Genomic DNA, 18,068 nt, shown 5'->3' with positions numbered 1-18,068 from the left:
TACTCTGATAACTGGAGACATTCATGTACTCAAGAATCCTGGTTCCGCTCGACGGAAGTCCTACTGCCGATTTGGCGCTCCACCACGCTGCGGTGCTGGCACGCCTGAATGGCGCAACCATCGTCTTGCTGCACGTCATCGAGGAGATGAAGCACAGCAACGGCTTCGAGAGGCCGAGGATCTATATTGAAGAAGTGAGGCCGGGCTTCCTGGCGGCCGGGCAGAAGCTGCTGGACGAGGCGGCGCTGCGGCTGAGGCAGGGAGGCCTGGCGGTTGAGACCGTCCTTCTGGAAAGCAAGGGCGAGCGCGTCTCGGTGCTCATCGCTCAGCAGGCACTGACTACTCAATGCGAGTTGGTGGTGTTGGGTACCCACGGACGCCGGGGCGTGGACAGGCTGCTGATGGGAAGCGATGCAGAGCAGCTCGCTCGCATCGCACCAGTTCCGGTGATGCTGGTGCGCCAGTCCCAATCGGTCATTGTGACTGCAACCCCTGGGCAGGGTGGCACGCCAGCGTGACGAAAGTTCAGTCCGCCGACCCCGCTGAATGGAGGCTGGAAGTCGCAGCCTCCTTGCTGCTGCTATTGCTGAGCGCCTCCGCACAGGCCCAGTCCTGCCACCAGGACAACCCGCTGCGCTCAACGGGAACGCTCAATCTGCGGATCGACAACGACATGTTCGGCGGCATTGGACAAGACCAAGGGTACTCCAACGGGTTTCTCGTCAGCTGGGTCTCCCCCAACCTTGTGGACTATCGCGATGACCCTTGCCTACCCCGTCTCGTCCGTGGGCTGAATCGTTTTCTCACGGTGCTGCACCCCGAGGGTTTTGACGAACAGAACATGACCATCGGCTTCGGGCAGATGATGTACACCCCGAGCGACAAAACGCGCAGCGATCTGATCAAAGACGACCGCCCTTTCGCCGGCGCAATGATGTTGAGCCTCGGCTACAACGCGCGGCGCGGCGATACGCTGCGCACCTCACAAATCCGCGTCGGTGTTGTGGGCCCTTCCTCCTTGGCCAGGCAAACCCAGAACTGGTGGCATGACACCATCGGCGTCGACAAATTCAATGGCTGGCGACACCAACTGCGCGACGAGCCTGTACTGCAATTGCTGCACGAACGCCGAACGCGAGTCTTCAGGCAAGAAAACGTCAGCGGTTGGAGCTGGGACCTCACCCGCCACTGGGGCGGCAGCTTCGGCAATTTCGCCACCTACGCGAATGTCGGGGGAGAATTGCGCTATGGCCTGCGCCTGCCGGACGATTTAGGCACCGCGCCGCTGCGGCCGGCCGGAGAAAATACCTCGCCCGTGCGCACGACCGCTGGAAGCAACTGGAACGGACACCTCTTCGCAGCACTCGACGCCCGCTGGGTTTTGCACGACATCACGCTGGATGGCAATACCTTCAAGTCCAGTCATAGTGTTGATAAACGGCCATTCGTGGCCGATGTCGGCTATGGCATCGCGATGACTCAGGGCAACTGGCGCATCGCGATAGCCCGCTACCACCGCACACGCGAATTCCGGGGGCAAGACGAAATCCCGGTCTACGGAACGATCACTGTAGGACGGAAATTCTGATGCAGATCAGTTCCTTCCTGGACTCAACACGGGCCATCCCGTCGTTATTCGTCGGCACGAGCCTGGTTGCCCGGATGAAGCATCGACTCCGACCAAGCGCCTGAGTTTCGATAAGCGACCAAGGACAACTCACAAGAAAGGAGACAACTGCATGCAACGACTCACCCTTGCCCTTCCAGGCAACGAAGATTTCGCCCGTCGTCTCGCGCAGACATATGGCGGCGATGTCGGCCGCATCGAAACGCGCCGATTCCCCGATGGCGAGAGCTATGTCCGACTGCATGGCGAACCTACCGGCCAGATCGTGGATCTGATTTGCACGCTGACCCATCCTGATCCGCAATTCCTGCTTCTGGTTTTTGCCGCGGACGCCGCACGCGAGCTCGGCGCGCGCGAAGTGAATCTGGTTGCACCATACCTGGCCTACATGCGCCAGGACAAACGATTCCATGACGGCGAAAGCGTGACATCGCGGTCTTTCGCACGCATGGTCTCATCGACGTTCGACAAGCTGCTTACGGTGGATCCACATCTGCACCGCTATCCAACGCTCTCCGCGCTCTACACGATTCCCACCACTACCTTGCATGCCGCGCCGCTGCTGGCCGACTGGATCGCCAATCATGTCGAAAAGCCCTTGATCGTCGGCCCCGATGAGGAAAGCGAGCAGTGGGCCGGCTCCATCGCCTCCCGCATCGGCGTGCCGCACGCCGTGCTTCGCAAGACACGCCATGGCGATCGCAGCGTGGACATCGATGTTCCCGACCTGTCGGTCTGGCGTGACAGAACGCCGGTGCTGGTGGACGACATCGCATCCTCGGGCCGCACGCTCGCTGTCGCGGCGCACAAACTCGCCGAACAAGGAATGCGCAAGCCGGAGTGCGTAGTGGTGCATGCCCTATTCGCCGAAGACGCCTGGAGCCAATTGACGCCGCTGTTCGCTCGGATCACGTCCACCGACGCGGTGCCGCATCCGAGCAACCGGATCGGTCTGGCTTCGCTGATTGCCGGCGCGCTATCCAGCGGCCAGACCGATCCGCGAGCCTGATCTTCCACCTATCCCGCTATTTTCAAGGAACCCGAGATGCCCTCTCAGGCTAACCTCGCAATCGATTGGCGTGCCGGTTACGGGCCCATCGCGCACCAGTCCGAAACCATCGAACGTATGCAGACCCTCGTGCACCGCATGGTTGCGCAAGGGCGTGTGGCAGATGAAGCCTCGGCCCATGCGCTGCTGGCTGCAGCCGACCGGGTGGCCTGCACGGCCATGAGCGTAGTGGCGCATATGACCTATGCCCGGCGCATCGACCGAAGCGGCTGCCCACTGGGCTCCGATGATTTCAAACAAACGCCCGAAGGCCACACCGGCGGCTCGCTCAACATGGTGCCAGCCTTCGTGGGTTATCTGTTGGCCAACGCGCTGACCGGGACGACACGCGGCTGGCTCATGGGGCAGGGGCACTGCGTGGCCGCGATCGAGGCGGTGAACGCACTGACCGGCGATGTATCCGCCGCCCAGCGTGGACGCTACGACCGCAGCGAGGCGGGCCTGTCGCGTTTGATCGCGGACTTCTACTCCTATGCCATCGATAAGCAGGGTCGGCCCGCGGTACCGCTGGGTAGCCATGCCGGGCCGAACACGGCCGGCGCGATCTCCGAAGGCGGCTATCTGGGGTTCGCCGGGCTGCAGTATGTGCACACGCCGTTGCCGGGAGAAAGCCTGGTGGCATTCCTCAGTGATGGCGCTTTCGAGGAACAACGTGGCTCGGACTGGGCGCCGCGCTGGTGGCGCGCCGAGGACTGCGGCTTCGCCATCCCGGTCATGATTCTCAACGGACGGCGCATCGAGCAGCGCACCCAGATCGTGCAGGAAGGTGGCGCTACCTGGCTGGCCGAGGACCTGCGCCACAACGGCTTCGATCCGGTCATCGTTGATGGACGTGATCCGATGGCGATCGCATGGGCCATTGTTGAAGCCGAAGACACGCTGAGCGCCTTCGCCGCACGCTCGGACCGGCGCTATCCCGTCAAGCTGCCCTACGTGATCGCCGAGACGGAGAAAGGTTTTGGCTTCCCGGGCGCGGCGACCAATGCCGCCCACAACCTGCCGCTGGACGGCAATCCGCGCGAGGATGCACAGGCACGCGAGGCCTTCAATGCAGGGGCTGCGGCGCTGTTCGTGCCGGAGACCGAACTGGAAAACGCGCTCACCATTCTTGCGAATCACGGCCAGAGCCGGCGCTCGCGCGAAAGCGAGCACCCCATGGCCCGACGCCATCCAGCGAGTCCTCAACTGCCGATGCCGACCTGGGGGCCAACGGAGGTGTCGGGCAGCGCCATGTCCGCACTGGACCGTTGGTTCGTGGAGCTGGTGCAGGCAAATCCACAGTTGCGCATCCGGATCGGCAATCCCGACGAACTGGCCAGCAACAAGATGGGGGCCACTCTGGCGCTGCTCAAGCACCGCGTCAACGTGCCCGAACCCGGCGTCCCGGAATCGACGGATGGCTCGGTGGTCACCGCACTCAATGAAGAAGCCGTTGCGGCCGCCGCCCTCGCCAACAAAGGGGGGCTGAACCTGATCGTCAGCTACGAGGCATTCGCGGTCAAGATGCTTGGATTGATGCGCCAGGAGATCATCTTCGCGCGTCGGCAGAAGGAGCTGGGCCAGCCGCCAGGCTGGATCTCCGTCCCGCTGATCGTCACATCCCACACCTGGGAGAACAGCAAGAACGAGCAGTCACACCAGGACCCGACCATTGGCGAAGCATTGCTGGGGGAGATGTCGGACACCGCACGCGTGTTGTTCCCGGTGGATGAAAACACGGCGTGCGCCGCGTTGCGAGCGGTCTACGCCAGCCGCGGCCAAGTGGCTTGTGTGGTGGTCTCCAAGCGCGACACGCCGAATCACTTCAGTGCCGCCGCGGCTCAATCGCTGATCGAGCATGGAGCAGCCCATGTAGCCGGCGATCCGTCCACCGCACAACTGCAATTCGTAGCGATTGGCGCCTACCAGTTGGAGGAAGCGCTCAAAGCCCATGCCCGCCTGGAGCACCATGGGCTTGCGTCGTGCATCACCGTGGTGGTCGAGCCCGGCCGTCTACGCATTCCGCGAGACGAACTTGAGGCCGCCTTCGTGCTCGGTGACGAATCCCTGCAAGCGCTCTTCCCGCCTCACCTGCCGCGCGTGTTGATAAGCCATACCCGCCCTGAGCCGATGCTGGGCGTGCTTCGCCGCATTGACAGCGGCCCTTCGAAGACGCGGGCTTTGGGATACATCAACCACGGCGGCACCCTCGATGTGGCTGGAATGCTGATCGCCAATCGATGCACCTGGGTGGATGCCATCTATGCCGCTGCGCAAGTGACCGGCTGGAACAGTTCGCAGGCTGCTGCTGCCGCGACCGACGCGTGAATTTCAAGTGGTTCTGACACGGTCCGCAGTGACCGCGCCAGCTCCTGATTTCACAACCCACCAACAAGCGAGGAGACAACTTCATGCTCTCACTGACCAGCCTGGGCGGTGCCGGTACCGTCACCGGCTCCAAACACCTGATCACATATGGCAGTACCCGCATCCTGATCGACTGCGGACTTTTCCAAGGACTGAAGAACCTGCGCGAGCTGAACTGGCAGCATCTTGTCGTTGAGTCCAAGGACATCGATGCGGTTGTACTGACGCACGCGCACCTGGATCATTGTGGATATCTCCCCCGATTGGTGCTGAACGGGTTCCGCGGGAAGATTTTCTCGACGCCAGCCACACGGGACGTCGCCGAACTCATCCTGCTCGACAGTGCTTGGTTGCAGGAGAAGGATGCCGAGTTCGCCAACCGGAAGGGATTTTCCAAGCACAAGCCAGCCCTTGCCCTGTATCGGGTCCGAGATGCCGAACGCACGCTCTTGCAGTTCAAGCCCGTGCCACTGCATCAGGAGACGGTATTGCCGGGCGGTGCACGCCTGGTTCTACGCAGGGCCGGCCACATTCTTGGAGCGGCGACGGCGCAGATCGACATCGGCGGCAAGCGTTTGGTGTTCTCCGGCGACCTGGGCCGCTATGACGATGCGGTCATGCCTGATCCTGAACCCGTCACGGAAGCGGACTACATCATCATCGAGTCCACCTATGGCAATCGTCATCATGACCGTTCCGATGCCGTCGAAGCGCTAGGCGACATCATCGAGCGTACGACTCGCCGCGGAGGCACCGTAGTGATTCCCGCTTTTGCCGTAGGACGCGCGCAGTCGTTGATCTATGACCTATGGCTGTTGCGACAGCGCGGTCGGCTCCGCAACGTGCCCGTCTATCTGGACAGTCCCATGGCCACCAGCGCAACTGCGCTGCTGCACCGCCATGCCGACGACCACAAGCTCGCTCAACACGATTTCGAGACGGCATTCTCAGAAGTCACATACGTGCGCGACGTTGAAGAGTCCAAGGCGCTATCGGCGAATCGATACCCCAAGGTGATTATTTCCGCCAGCGGCATGGCCACCGGCGGCCGCGTGCTGCATCACATAGAAGCGTTTGGCGGTAGCCATCAGAACACGCTGCTGTTCTCTGGATTCCAAGCAGCAGGTACGCGCGGGCGCAAGCTGCTTGAGGGCGCTCGCGAAGTCAAGATCCATGGACGCTGGATGCCGATCAAGGCAGAGGTCGCCGAGCTTGCGATGTTGTCGGCTCATGCCGACAGCGATGAGCTGATGCGATGGCTGCGCGGCTTTACCAAGGCGCCGGAAAGAGTGTTCATTGTTCACGGTGAATCTGATGCCTCTGAGGCGCTGCGCGAACGTATCCAGCGCGAACTCAATTGGCACGCATCGGTGCCCATGCAAAACCAGGAGTTCGCCCTGTGAGTGCCCGCATCACGCCCCAGACACCCGCCTTGCAAGCATTGCGCATGCGACTGCATGCCCAGCATCAACCCGTCGTCTTGATGCGTACCGATTGCCATGTCTGCCGTGCCGAAGGGCTGGCACCGCGGTCACAGGTACTGATCATTGCCGGCGACCGCACTGTGCAAGCGCTACTGTACCAAATCGACAGCGATCTGCTCAAAACCGGACAGATCGCTCTGTCCGAGGCCGCCTGGGATGCCCTGGACATTCATGAGGGCGATCTTGTGCAGGTTCGGCATCCTCCGCTGCTCGAATCGTTGTCGGCCGTGCGTGCGCGAATTCACGGCCACCGACTGCAAACGACGGAGTTGCAGGCGATCGTCCGTGATGTGGTCGATGGTCGCTATACCGATGTCGCACTTTCGGCCTTCCTGACCGCAACGGCGGTACTGCCTCTGGATATGCAAGAGACCATCCATCTCACCCGTGCGATGGTCGATGTCGGGGATCACCTGCAATGGCAGGCTCCGATTGTTGTGGACAAGCATTGCGTGGGCGGATTACCGGGAAATCGCACCACGCCGTTGGTGGTTGCCATCGCCGCAGCCAATGGATTGGTGATGCCCAAGACCTCATCACGCGCCATCACCTCTCCCGCTGGCACCGCGGACACCATGGAAACGCTGGCTCCTGTAGACCTGGACCTGGATACGCTCAGAAAGGTCGTGGAGAAAGAGGGTGGATGCGTGGCGTGGGGCGGCGCGATGCACCTCAGCCCCGCGGACGACATCTTCGTGCGTATTGAGCGTGAACTGGATATCGACACGCAAGGACAACTGATTGCCTCGGTGTTATCCAAGAAGATTGCAGCAGGGGCGACCCACATCGTGATCGATATTCCGGTTGGGCCAACCGCAAAAGTCCGCAGCCGGGAAACTGCCGAGCATCTTGCGCATCACCTTTCGGAAGTCGCCGCGTCATTTGGCCTTGTATTGCGTTGCCTGTTTACAGACGGGAATCAGCCTGTCGGCAGAGGTATCGGCCCGGCGTTGGAGGCGCGCGACGTGTTGGCCGTGTTGCGCAACGAGGCGGATGCGCCGCAAGACCTATGTGACCGCGTGGCGTTGGTGGCGGGCGCGGTGCTTGAGCTTGGCGGCGTCGCCAAAGAAGGGGAGGGACTTCGGTTGGCTCATGAGACGATCAGCAGTGGCCGCGCGTGGGAAAAATTTCAGAGAATCTGCGCGGCTCAGGGGGGATTTCGTGAGCCGCCCCAAGCTCTCTATGTCGAACCGCTTTTGGCAACCACTTCAGGCCGAGCAGTACACATCGACAACCGTAAGCTTTCTCGTTTAGCCAAATTGGCCGGTGCGCCTGAGAGTCCAGCCGCAGGGATTCAATTGCAGGTGCGCTTAGGTGACGAGATAACACGCGGACAACCATTGATGTTTTTGCATGCGCAAACCTCTGGAGAGATGGCCTATGCACTCGCATACGTACAAGACATTGGGGACATTGTAAAGATTGACCCTTAGCGCCGTAGATAAACAGGGCTCTTGAATGCTCGGTCAAACACAGCCCGATCTCTCGTTTGGAAAAGTTGAACGCCTACATCTCATGCTCAAGAACACATGAAAAAACATCGCTTAAAAGAGGTTTTCAACGCGCATAGCGTGGAGCAAACAGAAGGAGGTCGTCAGCGCCTGTATAGGAACATTGCTCATGGAACTGCGGCATCTGCGTTGCTTTATCGTTTTGGCCGATGGCCGGCGACAATTAACCTGGCCGGTCAAAGTAATTGACGCCAGGCAAGTAATGGCCAGGATGCGGAAATTGCGCCTCCTGCGCCGCTCCCTTAGCTCCTCTCTTTGTTTCATCTCTTCGATCTGGGCTGGAGTTGGTAGCGAGGCCAGGTACGCTTGATGGCGACGTTGCCGCTCCTGTTCTTCAGCTTTTTCCCGGCGCAGCCGTTCCTCTTCAGCCAGCTTCTGCCGACGGACATGGGGTGCGACGGACAGTGCTTGTCGCTCAGTGGGATTGGCGCCAGCCTTCGCCAAGGCCTGTAGCGCACGATCGAGATCTCGTTGGAGGTCGTCGGAGTAGGCAATCTGTTCTCGAAGGTGCGCCTCAAGTTCTTGCACCTTGCGGGCGAGTTGATTGCGTTCCGCGGCAACCTCGTTGATCTCCTGTCTCCACTGACCTTCCTTGATCGCAAGAATGTTCTCGCCAATCGCTCGCTCCGCTGCTTGCCCAGCCAGGTATCCCAGATCCCAACTCATTAGCTACCTCTGAACTTGGGCACCTTGCGCCCATTGACCGTGACATCTCCGCTGCGAAGCGCTTGACCCGCCTCCTCGAGCCTGCGAAGGTGGGCGGCAGCCGCCTTGGTCGAGATCGCCAGCGCTTCACCGACTTCGGCCGCGCTCATCGTCTTCGTGCAGATCAGACGATGTACGTCCTCACGGCTTGCCGAGCGCTTTACCTCTTCGGGCTTGGCGCGCTTTTCCTGCAGCGGGGTCACCCGTCTCACGGGCGCGTTGGCGGGACGATTCAAAGGTGTGAGGCCCAGCAGGTGCTCGATCACCATGCACCTCCTTGGCCTGTGCAGCAGCAGGGGCTGCACCGCCAGGTTCGAGCGCGCTCGGTAGGGGTGGAAAACTTCGACATGAACGATCCTCGATGCGATGGGCGAAACAGGCCGCCCGTACAGCATCGTTATACCGAAGGCACCCGTGCAACATCCCTCCGTAAAACAGCGCATTCGGCGTGTTGTATGACGCCCAGCCCGCGATCAGGGGCGCTCGGAGCGTGTCGGGGGCGCCCTGCTCGAGCTCGGTGATTTGCGCGTTCAACGGGCTGCCCTCGCGTCGATCTCGGCGACGAGCTCGGCGAGCAGGGAACGCAGCGCGTGGTCGTCGTACCGGCCGACGAGTGCGGCCAGAGATTCACGGATGGCGTTGTGCTCCCCGGTCGCCGCAGAACGATGAACGGCCTGGTCGTCGGGGTGGCTACGCTGTGCGCCCGAGGCCAGGCCGGCGACATAGGCGACGTCGGCGCTTTCCGCTTCGGACAGCCTGCGGAATGTGTCACCGGTGTGGCCCCACAGTTCTCCGGTTTCCAGATCGACGATGGCGTACTTGTCCGGACAGCGGGTCTCGAGGGTGATGGTGACCGGAGCGGGCTGGCAACCGACCACGCGCTGAAGCGGGATGAGCTTTCGCTGCTCCGCGGCGGGGCCCGGGTCGGGGATCTCCTCGATCGCGTTGGCTCGAAAGTAGTGCACCCACTGCGAGCCGGTGCGCTTGCCGGCACGTGGCAGGCGATCGGCGTACTCCCAGTTCACGTTAAAACCCGCACCCAACGGCTTGCTGAGCGAGGTGACGCGGCGCGCGGCGGTCTTGAACCGGAAGACGGCGCCCGGGCGGATCTGTTCGATCGAGACAGGCATCGCTTAGTCCTCACACTCGCAGGCAATGCACGCCGTGTCGTCGCCCATGTCGCAATGCGAGCACTTGAGGCTATCGCAGTGCGGGCAAGGCATGAGCTCGCCTTCGTACTCGGTGGCGCCGCAGGCGGGGCAGGACGGATGGTCGATGGGTTTCATGCGCGATCTCCTGAGTGAGTCCTTCCAAGGTGCCACAGGAGGCCCGCTCTTCAAGTGATCGACCCAGGGATGGGCGTCATTTCCGGCTGGTCACGCGGCCGGGGCTCCATCGCCTGCCGACGCAACGGCGGCGCTTGGCTTTGCCCGATACACCATGCACACCCGACCGCTGCGATCGCGCTGCCTTGTCCGTTCCACCTTGCCGGCGGTGAGCAGGATGCGCAGGTGCTCGTTCACCGACTTGATGCTGATCTGCAGCTGATCGGCGATCTCATTGACGCTGTGCGCCCGCGCCTGGATCAACTCGAAGATCTGATCGCGCCGCGGGCTCGGGCGCAGGATCGGCGCATCCTCGGGTTCGTCGTTGTCGTGTAGCGGCCGGATCTGGCGCACCGGGGCGAGCGGCGAGCGCGGGTGCGGCGCGGCCATCCCCAGCGCCATCGCCAGCAGCGGATTGCATTTCTGGCGCCGCCCGGACGGCTTGCGGCTCGTGCCAACCTCGCGCTGCGGCTCCTTCACCTGTCCCTTTGGCAAGGGTGCAGCCGCTGCGCACCCGCTACGGGTTTCGATAGCCGCACAAACGCTCATGCCGCACCCCGCATGATGTACTGGTCTCCCGACCTGAACGCACCAGCGCTGACGCTCGCGAAAAACTCGTTATCGACGCCGTTTCGCATGACAGCCATGGAGACGAGCGCATCAGCGTCTTCCTTGGACTTCTTCTCTGCCACCAGGCGCACGACGTTCGTCTGCAGGCTGATGGCCACTACATCGAAAAGCATAGGGGGTGTTCCAGTTCAGGGGGATGTCGTTGAGTCTTGCACAGGAACGTGGAAGTTCAACCGCAGTGCATACCGATCACCGATCGCCCTGGCCAAGACTCAGGCAACGTAGCGCCAGTAGTGCGCTCGACCGTGCTTGTTGGCCGGCTCGGACCCGTCCAATCGGACGATGTGCCAACCCACCCCGAAGGCCGGATGGTGCGGATCGGTCTCGCCGTCGAGGTGACAGAGCGTATCGAAGGCCCATCCAGGAGGCGGGCAGCAGTCCCGGACTGAGGCCCAGTCGCTTGTGATCTCGAAGGGGCGACCCGGGCGAGTTTCGATGCCCTCGCACAGCAGCGCATAGCGACGAAGGCTGCCCAAGGCATGCCGAATCGCGCTCATCGTGGGAGGAGCGCAATCCCGCTCGGCGTCCGACGCCTGCGAACCCATACAGGGATGCGCCAGGAGCGATCCGATCAGGGCGGAGATGGTTGCTGTCTGGTTCCGATAGAGGACCTGTGCCCATCGCACGCGCCGCTCGCCGTCCAGAACGGACTGAGGAAACACAGGAGCGGGGTCCAGGTGCCCGCAATCGAGGCAGCGCAGCCCGTCCGTGTCGGCCACCAGAAGCCCAGGTGCGTCGAACACCGCGCGATGCCCGCTCTCGGAGCAGTTCGGACAGCGAGCGGGCAAACCCGGTGTGTCGCCGAGCCCGAACTGGTGTTCGTTCACCGACTGAATGAACGCCGGATCGAAGGGGGCATGGTGTCTGGGCACTACAGGGGTCTCTCAGTTCTCAGCGGCGCGCTCCGCCGGCTCAGCTTCAGCTAGCGGTTGCGCAGGCTCAGCGTTCGTCGGGTTCGGCTCTTCCGGGTTCGGCTCAGCCTGCAACGGCGCCTCAACGCCTGCCGCAGCAGTCCGGGTGCGCATCTCGTCGAGGAAGTGCTGGGCTGCCGGGTTATTCGGCGCCTCGGCCTCGATCGTGCGAAGCACCTGCGGCATCCACTTGGGCCGATATTCTTCCTTCATGCTTTCGAAATCCCGCGTATCCACCGGGTTTCCTTCGCGCAGCACATGCTTTCGGCCAAAGAACGGCGACGAGGGCGAGTCGCCGACGTTCAAGATCGCCCGCTCCTCCTTCTCGGGGCAGCGCTCCTTGGTGAGGATCAGCGCGTAGCCAATCGGCTTGTCCGGTTCGGGCGCCAGGATGACGCCGGTCGAGAGCTGCTCCTCCTCCCAGTCCCGGGCGTACTCGACCATTACCCCTTCGTACTTGCACTTGTCCGTCCACATCGGGGCCTGCTCGGTCATGGAGACCGCATAGACCTTCACGTCCTTCTGGATGAGGATGTCTTCGTCTGCACGGGCGACCACGTTCAGGGTCTGGGCGGCGATGTTGGCGGCAATGAAGATGGCGTTGAGCGCGTCGAGCATGGTGTTCGATTCGGATATTGAGGTTGTGGTCAGGGAAGGAAAATGAGCGGCAGCACAGGGTAACGAACAGCTTGAGCGCGACCGCGCATGATAAATGAATGATCGGGATTTCGCTTATGCCGCGGCGATTGCGCGCCAGGAAGATCGGGGCGGGGTGGGGTAGGCGGCGGTGACTGCGGGCGGAATCCAGTCGTAGCGGCGCGGCAGGCACAGCAGCTCGCGCACGCTCTCCATCACCCCCGGCGATTCCTCCTCCTCGGCCCACACGGACAACCAGCCGCGATCGTTGTCGGCGACCGGCTGACCAGGGCGCCAGCCAAGGCCCTCGACCAGCAACCACAGAATGTCCACGGTGAGCGCGGCCTGGCGGGCGGCCCGCTGAACATGTGCCCATTCGGCTTCGGTGAGCCGCGTCGGCCCCTCGTGCGGAATCTCGTCGGCAAGCACGAACTCGGACCAGTCGCCGTCGACACCCGTTTCCGGAAACGGGGTGCCGTACTTCTCGCACCACAGATCGCGCGCCTGCCCGGACGCCTGCTCATTGAGCCGCCCCATCGTCTCGGCGTTCACGACCCGCAGCCGCGGCAGGACCACCTTCACGTATCGGCCCGTGCCGCGCTCGAGGTAGATCCAGATCGTGCTCTGACGCACATCGAACTCGGCGGGCATCTTCAGCGCGAGGCGCGCAAGCATGGCCGGCGATAGCTCTGACATAGGGCGCTCCGGAACCCCCAATCTGGGGCGGCGTTTGAGATCAGACCGTTATACCGGGATGCGCCAGTCGGCCTTGCCCCGTAAAACAGCTCAAAACGGGGGTTTTGTGACCTGCAAAATCAACGCGGGCCCGCATCGAACATCCGGCGCCTGAAGATCGGCTCGACCCGGCTGGAAGTGGGAGCTTCATCGCTAATTAAAAAAAATAGGCTTAAACTTAATTAGTGGCCCGGTTAAGTAAAGCGGGCTTAACTAAGGACTCCCATGACCGACAGCCCAACGCAACAGGACGTGACCTCAAGGATCGGGCGCTACGTGACGACCGTGGCCTTCGATGAGGCCGTGAACGCCTACGTGCCACCGCCGTTGCCCCCCAATCCGCCCCTCGCGCTGTCACCGATCCTTCTTCAGCGCTTGAGCGAGGCTGACAGGGCCATCGGTCGCCTCGATGGGGTGGCGATGCTGCTCCCGGACAAGGCGCTATTCCTGTACATGTATGTCCGCAAGGAAGCGGTTCTGTCATCCCAGATCGAAGGGACGCAGTCGACGCTCGACGATCTCCTTCAGTTCGAGAACGCCGCGCTCGCCGGGAAGCCGCTCGACGACGTCACCGAGGTCTCGAACTACGTGGACGCGATGATGTACGGGCTCCAGGTCATTCGGGATCCGACTGGTCTTCCGCTCTGCCTGCGCCTGCTTCGGGACATGCACGCCCGCCTGTTGCAGCGTGGCCGAGGGGAAGCCAAGAATCCCGGCGAGTTCCGCCGCTCGCAGAACTGGATCGGCGGCACCCGACCGGGGAACGCCCATTACGTGCCTCCGCCGGTCACCGAGATGGAAGCGTGTCTCAGTGACCTCGAGCGCTTCCTGCACGACGATTCCGCGGCAATCCCGCCGCTCATCAAGGCCGGTTATCTGCACGTCCAGTTCGAGTCGATTAACCCGTTCCTGGACGGAAACGGGCGCCTCGGCCGCCTGCTGATCGCCCTGTTCCTGGTGGAGAAGAAGGTTCTCCATGAGCCGCTCCTGTACCTCAGCCTCTACCTGAAGACCCACCGGGAGGACTATTACCGCCTCCTGCAGGAGGTCCGGCTCCGCGGGGACTGGGAAACCTGGACGGAGTTCTTCCTCACCGGGGTCGCCGAGACGGCCAACAACGCGTACGAAAGCGCGATGCGCATCGTCGCGCTGTTTCGCGCCGATCGGGAGCGAATCGCCGCATGCGGTGAGCAGACCAACTCCATGCTCCGCATCCACGAGCTGCTCCAGACACACCCGTTCCTCAATGCCGCGCAGGCACAGGAAAGGACTGGACTCAGCGCCCCCACGGTCAACAAAGCCTTCGATGCGCTCGAGGCCCTCGGGGTCGTGGGAGAAATCACAGGGAAGCGGCGCGGGCGCGTGTTCGCCTACGCTGAGTTCCTCAAGATCCTCGAAAGCGGAACGCAGTTGCGTCAGGCGGGCGGATAGGCCGGCTGTCTCGTGTCGCGCCCGACTTCGATGGCGTGTTTCCGGAAACGCGTGGGCGCACCGTGATGCAGCACCAATCCGGGCTTCAGCCTGCCGTTCAGCCCGGACCGGGGCCGAACATCCAGCGCTTACAGATCTCCTCGACCCGGTTGCACATCGCTTCGTCGAACTCGCCGATGTGGCAGGCCTCGACATCGATCCGAAGCTCCCTGGCCAGCCAGGTGTAAGCGTCCACACGGCTCATCCGTCCCGATTTCCAGAACGGATCGAAGAGGGCATGTGCCCGCGCCTTGGCCTTGCGAAGTGAGGCGTTGGCGAGGCGGCCGAGCGGCTGCGTGCCGTCGTATCCGAACCGTCGGTTCGGTGCGTGGCAGCCGACGTGGGCACCGCACGGGGCGCAACGCCAGAAACGCTTGGCGTGCAGTTCCGGACGGCCACGGTAGATCACGTCCCCGCGGACCAACTCAGCCGGCGTGTTGCAGTACGGACAGGACACGGCGGGGCGGTGGTCAGCGACCTCGACATCACACCCGAGCGTGTTGAGTGACGAGCTGGGCGAGCCGCGCAGGAGATCGTGCTGGGTTTGATTGCTCACGGATAAGGATGGGGATGGGTTGATGGGAGACGACCACACAGGCATGCACCATGCGGCCCACAGATGCCAGCCAACCTACCGGATGAGGCCGCGACTTCAAGGCACGCGCGTGTCGATCCCGATTTATGGCCTTTTTCCTGATCTGGATAATTCGTGCGTCGGGCCCAGAAACAACAAAGCGCGGACGTGCCGCGCTTCGTCTCAAACTGCTTCGGTGGCGCCGGACTACACGCTCGCGGGCTCGGGGTGCTCTCTTGTGTAGCGAGGCAGATCCTTCAGGACATCAAACTCCGCCTCTGTGATCTCGATCGCCCACTCGGGGATGACCGGATCGTTTTCGCTCCGCAATTGGCCTTCCCCCGTTGGGGTGCTTCTCTCCACCGATTCCTTGACGATTACCCGACCATCGGCCAGCGCAAACGCCGCGCAGTAGTGACTCCGCGATTGATCGCAGGCTGAGAGGCCTCTGTAGATCCCCAGCGCCTCCTCAAGTGACCATTCCCAGCTGAGGACAAGATGGTTGAAGTTCAGCAATTCATCTTCGAGTTCTTGACCAGCACGCGTGCGCTTATCAGGGTAACCGACATAGCAGGGCACCTCGAAAGGTGGGAGCTTGGTAACGTGATGGCTCAAGGGAGGGAGCTCCATCAGGGACAACTTGCTCATTCCTTTGATGCCGTGCGCATCCTCGACCCTGCGAAACGTGAGGCCCAGGCCCCGTTCTCGGTCAAAAGTGAAGCCTCGAGCATTCAGTCGCGATAGCGCTTTCTTCGCTGCGTTGACAGCTTGGTGTGCCCGCGCGTAGTGGTCCAGCGCACGCTGTACCTCGGGCCGATCAGCATCAAGAAGATAGAATTTGTTGAGCATCATGCCACCTCCATCGCGGGCACAGTTTTGACCTCAATTTCCAGGAGGGGGACCCCCTGGGGCTCATCCGTCACTTGCGTCAGCTCCCCACCCAACGCATCGACCAGCGACTCGAACAGGCGGCTCAGCTCGCCCGCCATCAGCGCGAACTCGGCCTGGAACAACGCCTCGGCATCCTCGTCCTTGCCCTCGAGCGATTCCTTGGCGACGTCGAGCAGATCGATGCGCTTCACCTCGCCCTTGTCCGTCAGAACAAACGACACACGGTCGTCGAAGGTCATCGCAAGCCGCGTGGGCAACTTGCCCGCTTCCAGGTGATCCTTCACGTGCGCCGACTCCAGCCCATGACGCTTGAAGCTCGCCTCGGCCTTGTCTTCCGAGACAGACTTCAGCGAAAAGTCCGAATCGAGCGTGAAGCCTTCGGGCGCTTCGCCGGCCGCCAGCCAGTCGGCCATCGCCGACACCGGGGTGCGCTCAGTGCGCAGTAGCGTCAGCGGGAAGCTGTCGAGCGTGTGACGCAGCGTCTCCAGTACATCTTCCGCACGGGACTGCGACGACGCATCCACGACCAGCCAGCCGCCCACCGGGTCGATCCACGCATACATCGTCGAGCGTTTGGTGAAGGCGCGCGGCAGCAACTCCTGGAGCACGGCCTCCTTGATCTCGTTCATCTGCTTCTTGCCCGGCTTGAACCCCTGCTGCTCGGCGATCAGCTGAGCACGCTCCTCGGCCTCCTGCTTGACCACCGCACCGGGCAGGATCCGGCTCTCGAACCCCAGCGCGACCAGCCACTGACCGCCCACCGCCGCCACCAGCGACTCCGTCTTGTTGGGCGACACCCAGCCGCGGCTTTCCATGTCCTGGCTGCCGCACGGCTGAAAGGCTTTCTTGGCCAACTGCGCCTCCAAGTCCTCTGCCGTCATGCCCCAGTCCTTCGCCAGCCGGTACACCTGCGCATTCTTGAAAAACATCTCGTTCGCTCTCCTGTGTGAAAAACCGTTTTGTGCCCAACCCACCGTACCGGCAAGTCGCGCCCGTTCAAGTCCTACCGTTGTGATTTCCTAGCCAGACAGAGGGGTGACAGGGCTTGGTGCCAACCGGGGCCGCTTCCCTGGTCCCGGTCGCCCCTCAACGCCTCGCGTCAATTCAGGACGCGATGCGCTCCCGAGCCACCGATGTCCTCGCCCGACATCCACCGACGCACGACCAGGCGCTCCACGCCGCGCTGTGTCAGCGAAAGGCTCGGGCGCTCCTCGTCGCTCATGGACACCATGCCCACCACCTCGATGAGCCCAGCCCGTTCGACTGCGACAAGGTGCGCCGCATGCTCCAGACCCAACATCGCCGCCTCGATCTCATCCAGACCCGACAAGGTGCGCCCACCGCACTCGGCCGCATACCCAAGGTTCGTCGCCAGCAGCAGATCGAGCACCAGCTCGTTCTCAAGCTCCGCGTCCTCGTCGGACAGCATCACTTCCAGCCGATCGATCAGCTCTCCAAGCGCCTCATGGGACAAGGTGCAGAGCCACTCCCCAATCACGAACCCGTCGATCTCCGGTAACGCCTCCAGGTGGGCACGCAGATCCGCCTCGAACAGGAACGCGCTCATCGCCGCACCCCATCACAGGTAGGCCTAGCCAGACAGAGGGGAGGGAAGGCGTTCATGGGGCGTTTCCGGAAACGCACTTGCCGTCCGTCGATGACACCCATCACGCACCTCCCGCCGCCAGATGCGCCTCGTCCGACTCTGCCGACGTAGCTGCCGCCTCGACATCCGGAGCATCGCCCTTGAGGTCCTCAAGTCGCAGGATCTTCCTCAAGCGCGCCTTTTCCAGCTTCTCCGATTCGGTCAGCAGGGTTCGGCTATGCAGCTCAATGAACCTTGTCCACTTCGCCATGTGCCGCTTCTCGGCCGGGCTCGGCTCGCGCTCACGACCAAGTAGCCCACCCAGATAGGATGAACTGATCGAGACCCGTGCATGGCCAGCCATCTCCGCCACCGCCGCACGCGCAAGCTCAACCTTGTCCGGATCGGCCTGCGCAAGCACCTCACGGGGATTGGCGACACGAATCGGGGCCGGAACCCCTGCCAGCTCCTCGAAGAGATTGCACAAGGTCTCGTGCCGCAGCCCGTGCGCCGTAACGCCCAGTCCGTAAGCGGTAACCGGGCGGCGTTCTTGCCTACTTCGAGCGCGG

General features: G+C 62.5%; 20 protein-coding genes and 1 pseudogene. 7 read left to right on the top strand and 14 right to left on the bottom strand.

The features are described from left to right. Positions 1-23 precede the first annotated feature (23 nt). From CGK74_RS15175 to CGK74_RS15150, 6 genes are all read left to right on the top strand, one after another. Positions 24-518, top strand: coding sequence for a universal stress protein (locus CGK74_RS15175; protein ID WP_094269285.1), 495 nt, complete (start codon positions 24-26; stop codon positions 516-518). After that, a complete protein-coding gene (locus tag CGK74_RS15170; RefSeq protein WP_094269284.1) occupies positions 515-1,588 on the top strand; it encodes a lipid A deacylase LpxR family protein in 1,074 nt (357 codons plus the stop codon). Before CGK74_RS15175 ends, CGK74_RS15170 begins: the two co-directional genes overlap by 4 nt. Before the next feature lie 151 nt (positions 1,589-1,739). Next, positions 1,740-2,636: a ribose-phosphate pyrophosphokinase gene (locus CGK74_RS15165; RefSeq protein ID WP_094269283.1), complete on the top strand. Its 897-nt coding sequence runs from the start codon at positions 1,740-1,742 to the stop codon at positions 2,634-2,636. Positions 2,637-2,672: 36 nt separating this feature from the next. Further along, positions 2,673-5,003, top strand: a complete 2,331-nt coding sequence (locus CGK74_RS15160; RefSeq protein ID WP_094269282.1) for a phosphoketolase family protein — start codon at positions 2,673-2,675, stop codon at positions 5,001-5,003. A gap of 83 nt (positions 5,004-5,086) precedes the next feature. Then, positions 5,087-6,445, top strand: coding sequence for an MBL fold metallo-hydrolase RNA specificity domain-containing protein (locus CGK74_RS15155; RefSeq protein WP_020307801.1), 1,359 nt, complete (start codon positions 5,087-5,089; stop codon positions 6,443-6,445). Next, a complete protein-coding gene (locus CGK74_RS15150) occupies positions 6,442-7,959 on the top strand; it encodes a thymidine phosphorylase family protein (RefSeq protein WP_094269281.1) in 1,518 nt (505 codons plus the stop codon). The genes CGK74_RS15155 and CGK74_RS15150 overlap by 4 nt, the downstream gene beginning before the upstream one ends. 111 nt (positions 7,960-8,070) lie before the next feature. Here CGK74_RS15150 and CGK74_RS18810 read toward each other — a convergent pair whose 3' ends face one another. From CGK74_RS18810 to CGK74_RS15110, 9 genes are all read right to left on the bottom strand, one after another. Continuing rightward, the gene (locus CGK74_RS18810; RefSeq protein WP_133091897.1) at positions 8,071-8,703 is read right to left on the bottom strand and encodes a hypothetical protein; all 633 of its coding nucleotides are present in this window, start codon (positions 8,701-8,703) and stop codon (positions 8,071-8,073) included. Next, positions 8,703-9,011, bottom strand: a complete 309-nt coding sequence (locus tag CGK74_RS15140) for a helix-turn-helix domain-containing protein (protein ID WP_094269279.1) — start codon at positions 9,009-9,011, stop codon at positions 8,703-8,705. The genes CGK74_RS18810 and CGK74_RS15140 overlap by 1 nt, the downstream gene beginning before the upstream one ends. Positions 9,012-9,272: 261 nt before the next feature. Next, positions 9,273-9,872: a hypothetical protein gene (locus tag CGK74_RS19060; protein ID WP_206186268.1), complete on the bottom strand. Its 600-nt coding sequence runs from the start codon at positions 9,870-9,872 to the stop codon at positions 9,273-9,275. Between the two features lie 3 nt (positions 9,873-9,875). Then, positions 9,876-10,028: a hypothetical protein gene (locus CGK74_RS18960; RefSeq protein ID WP_165770093.1), complete on the bottom strand. Its 153-nt coding sequence runs from the start codon at positions 10,026-10,028 to the stop codon at positions 9,876-9,878. 90 nt (positions 10,029-10,118) lie between these two features. Next, positions 10,119-10,562: an ArsR/SmtB family transcription factor gene (locus CGK74_RS15130; protein ID WP_165770092.1), complete on the bottom strand. Its 444-nt coding sequence runs from the start codon at positions 10,560-10,562 to the stop codon at positions 10,119-10,121. A gap of 50 nt (positions 10,563-10,612) precedes the next feature. Beyond that, positions 10,613-10,810 (bottom strand): hypothetical protein, encoded by a 198-nt coding sequence (locus tag CGK74_RS15125; protein WP_094269277.1) that lies wholly within the window; start codon positions 10,808-10,810, stop codon positions 10,613-10,615. Between the two features lie 99 nt (positions 10,811-10,909). Continuing rightward, positions 10,910-11,524, bottom strand: a complete 615-nt coding sequence (locus CGK74_RS15120) for a hypothetical protein (RefSeq protein WP_133091893.1) — start codon at positions 11,522-11,524, stop codon at positions 10,910-10,912. Between the two features lie 57 nt (positions 11,525-11,581). After that, positions 11,582-12,226 carry a hypothetical protein gene (locus CGK74_RS15115; RefSeq protein ID WP_240498745.1) on the bottom strand — a complete coding sequence of 215 codons (645 nt, stop codon included), beginning with the start codon at positions 12,224-12,226 and terminating at the stop codon, positions 11,582-11,584. A 114-nt stretch (positions 12,227-12,340) separates the two neighbouring features. Continuing rightward, a complete protein-coding gene (locus CGK74_RS15110) occupies positions 12,341-12,940 on the bottom strand; it encodes a hypothetical protein (protein ID WP_094269275.1) in 600 nt (199 codons plus the stop codon). A gap of 264 nt (positions 12,941-13,204) precedes the next feature. On the opposite strand from CGK74_RS15110, the gene CGK74_RS15105 reads away from it, so the two are divergent. Next, the gene (locus CGK74_RS15105) at positions 13,205-14,410 is read left to right on the top strand and encodes a Fic family protein (RefSeq protein WP_094269274.1); all 1,206 of its coding nucleotides are present in this window, start codon (positions 13,205-13,207) and stop codon (positions 14,408-14,410) included. Between the two features lie 97 nt (positions 14,411-14,507). Here the strand turns inward: CGK74_RS15105 and CGK74_RS15100 are convergent, their stop codons facing one another. From CGK74_RS15100 to CGK74_RS15080, 5 genes and pseudogenes are all read right to left on the bottom strand, one after another. Further along, positions 14,508-15,005, bottom strand: a complete 498-nt coding sequence (locus CGK74_RS15100; protein ID WP_240498744.1) for a zinc-finger-containing protein — start codon at positions 15,003-15,005, stop codon at positions 14,508-14,510. Positions 15,006-15,230: 225 nt separating this feature from the next. After that, entirely contained in the window at positions 15,231-15,875 is a 645-nt protein-coding gene (locus CGK74_RS15095) for a hypothetical protein (RefSeq protein WP_094269273.1), read from the bottom strand. Continuing rightward, a complete protein-coding gene (locus tag CGK74_RS15090; protein WP_094269272.1) occupies positions 15,872-16,843 on the bottom strand; it encodes a recombination-associated protein RdgC in 972 nt (323 codons plus the stop codon). The genes CGK74_RS15095 and CGK74_RS15090 overlap by 4 nt, the downstream gene beginning before the upstream one ends. A 170-nt stretch (positions 16,844-17,013) precedes the next feature. Next, complete coding sequence (locus CGK74_RS15085; RefSeq protein ID WP_094269271.1) at positions 17,014-17,481, bottom strand: hypothetical protein; 468 nt, start codon at positions 17,479-17,481, stop codon at positions 17,014-17,016. 100 nt (positions 17,482-17,581) lie between these two features. Beyond that, positions 17,582-18,068, bottom strand: a pseudogene (locus tag CGK74_RS15080) (Fis family transcriptional regulator); the annotation flags it as partial.

The organism is Thauera propionica, assembly GCF_002245655.1.
In the GTDB taxonomy this organism is placed as follows: Bacteria; Pseudomonadota; Gammaproteobacteria; order Burkholderiales; family Rhodocyclaceae; genus Thauera; species Thauera propionica.
Note: the sequence above shows the minus strand (reverse complement) of the source record. Positions and strands in the feature narration are given on the sequence as shown.

Coding starts and splice junctions, on each gene's coding strand:
- CGK74_RS15175 (WP_094269285.1), top strand. CDS start 24: ATGTACTCAAGAATCCTGGTTCCGCTCGACGGAAGTCCTACTGCCGAT.
- CGK74_RS15165 (WP_094269283.1), top strand. CDS start 1,740: ATGCAACGACTCACCCTTGCCCTTCCAGGCAACGAAGATTTCGCCCGT.
- CGK74_RS15160 (WP_094269282.1), top strand. CDS start 2,673: ATGCCCTCTCAGGCTAACCTCGCAATCGATTGGCGTGCCGGTTACGGG.
- CGK74_RS15155 (WP_020307801.1), top strand. CDS start 5,087: ATGCTCTCACTGACCAGCCTGGGCGGTGCCGGTACCGTCACCGGCTCC.
- CGK74_RS18810 (WP_133091897.1), bottom strand. CDS start 8,703: ATGAGTTGGGATCTGGGATACCTGGCTGGGCAAGCAGCGGAGCGAGCG.
- CGK74_RS15140 (WP_094269279.1), bottom strand. CDS start 9,011: ATGGTGATCGAGCACCTGCTGGGCCTCACACCTTTGAATCGTCCCGCC.
- CGK74_RS19060 (WP_206186268.1), bottom strand. CDS start 9,872: ATGCCTGTCTCGATCGAACAGATCCGCCCGGGCGCCGTCTTCCGGTTC.
- CGK74_RS18960 (WP_165770093.1), bottom strand. CDS start 10,028: ATGAAACCCATCGACCATCCGTCCTGCCCCGCCTGCGGCGCCACCGAG.
- CGK74_RS15125 (WP_094269277.1), bottom strand. CDS start 10,810: ATGCTTTTCGATGTAGTGGCCATCAGCCTGCAGACGAACGTCGTGCGC.
- CGK74_RS15115 (WP_240498745.1), bottom strand. CDS start 12,226: ATGCTCGACGCGCTCAACGCCATCTTCATTGCCGCCAACATCGCCGCC.
- CGK74_RS15110 (WP_094269275.1), bottom strand. CDS start 12,940: ATGTCAGAGCTATCGCCGGCCATGCTTGCGCGCCTCGCGCTGAAGATG.
- CGK74_RS15105 (WP_094269274.1), top strand. CDS start 13,205: ATGACCGACAGCCCAACGCAACAGGACGTGACCTCAAGGATCGGGCGC.
- CGK74_RS15095 (WP_094269273.1), bottom strand. CDS start 15,875: ATGATGCTCAACAAATTCTATCTTCTTGATGCTGATCGGCCCGAGGTA.
- CGK74_RS15090 (WP_094269272.1), bottom strand. CDS start 16,843: ATGTTTTTCAAGAATGCGCAGGTGTACCGGCTGGCGAAGGACTGGGGC.
- CGK74_RS15085 (WP_094269271.1), bottom strand. CDS start 17,481: ATGAGCGCGTTCCTGTTCGAGGCGGATCTGCGTGCCCACCTGGAGGCG.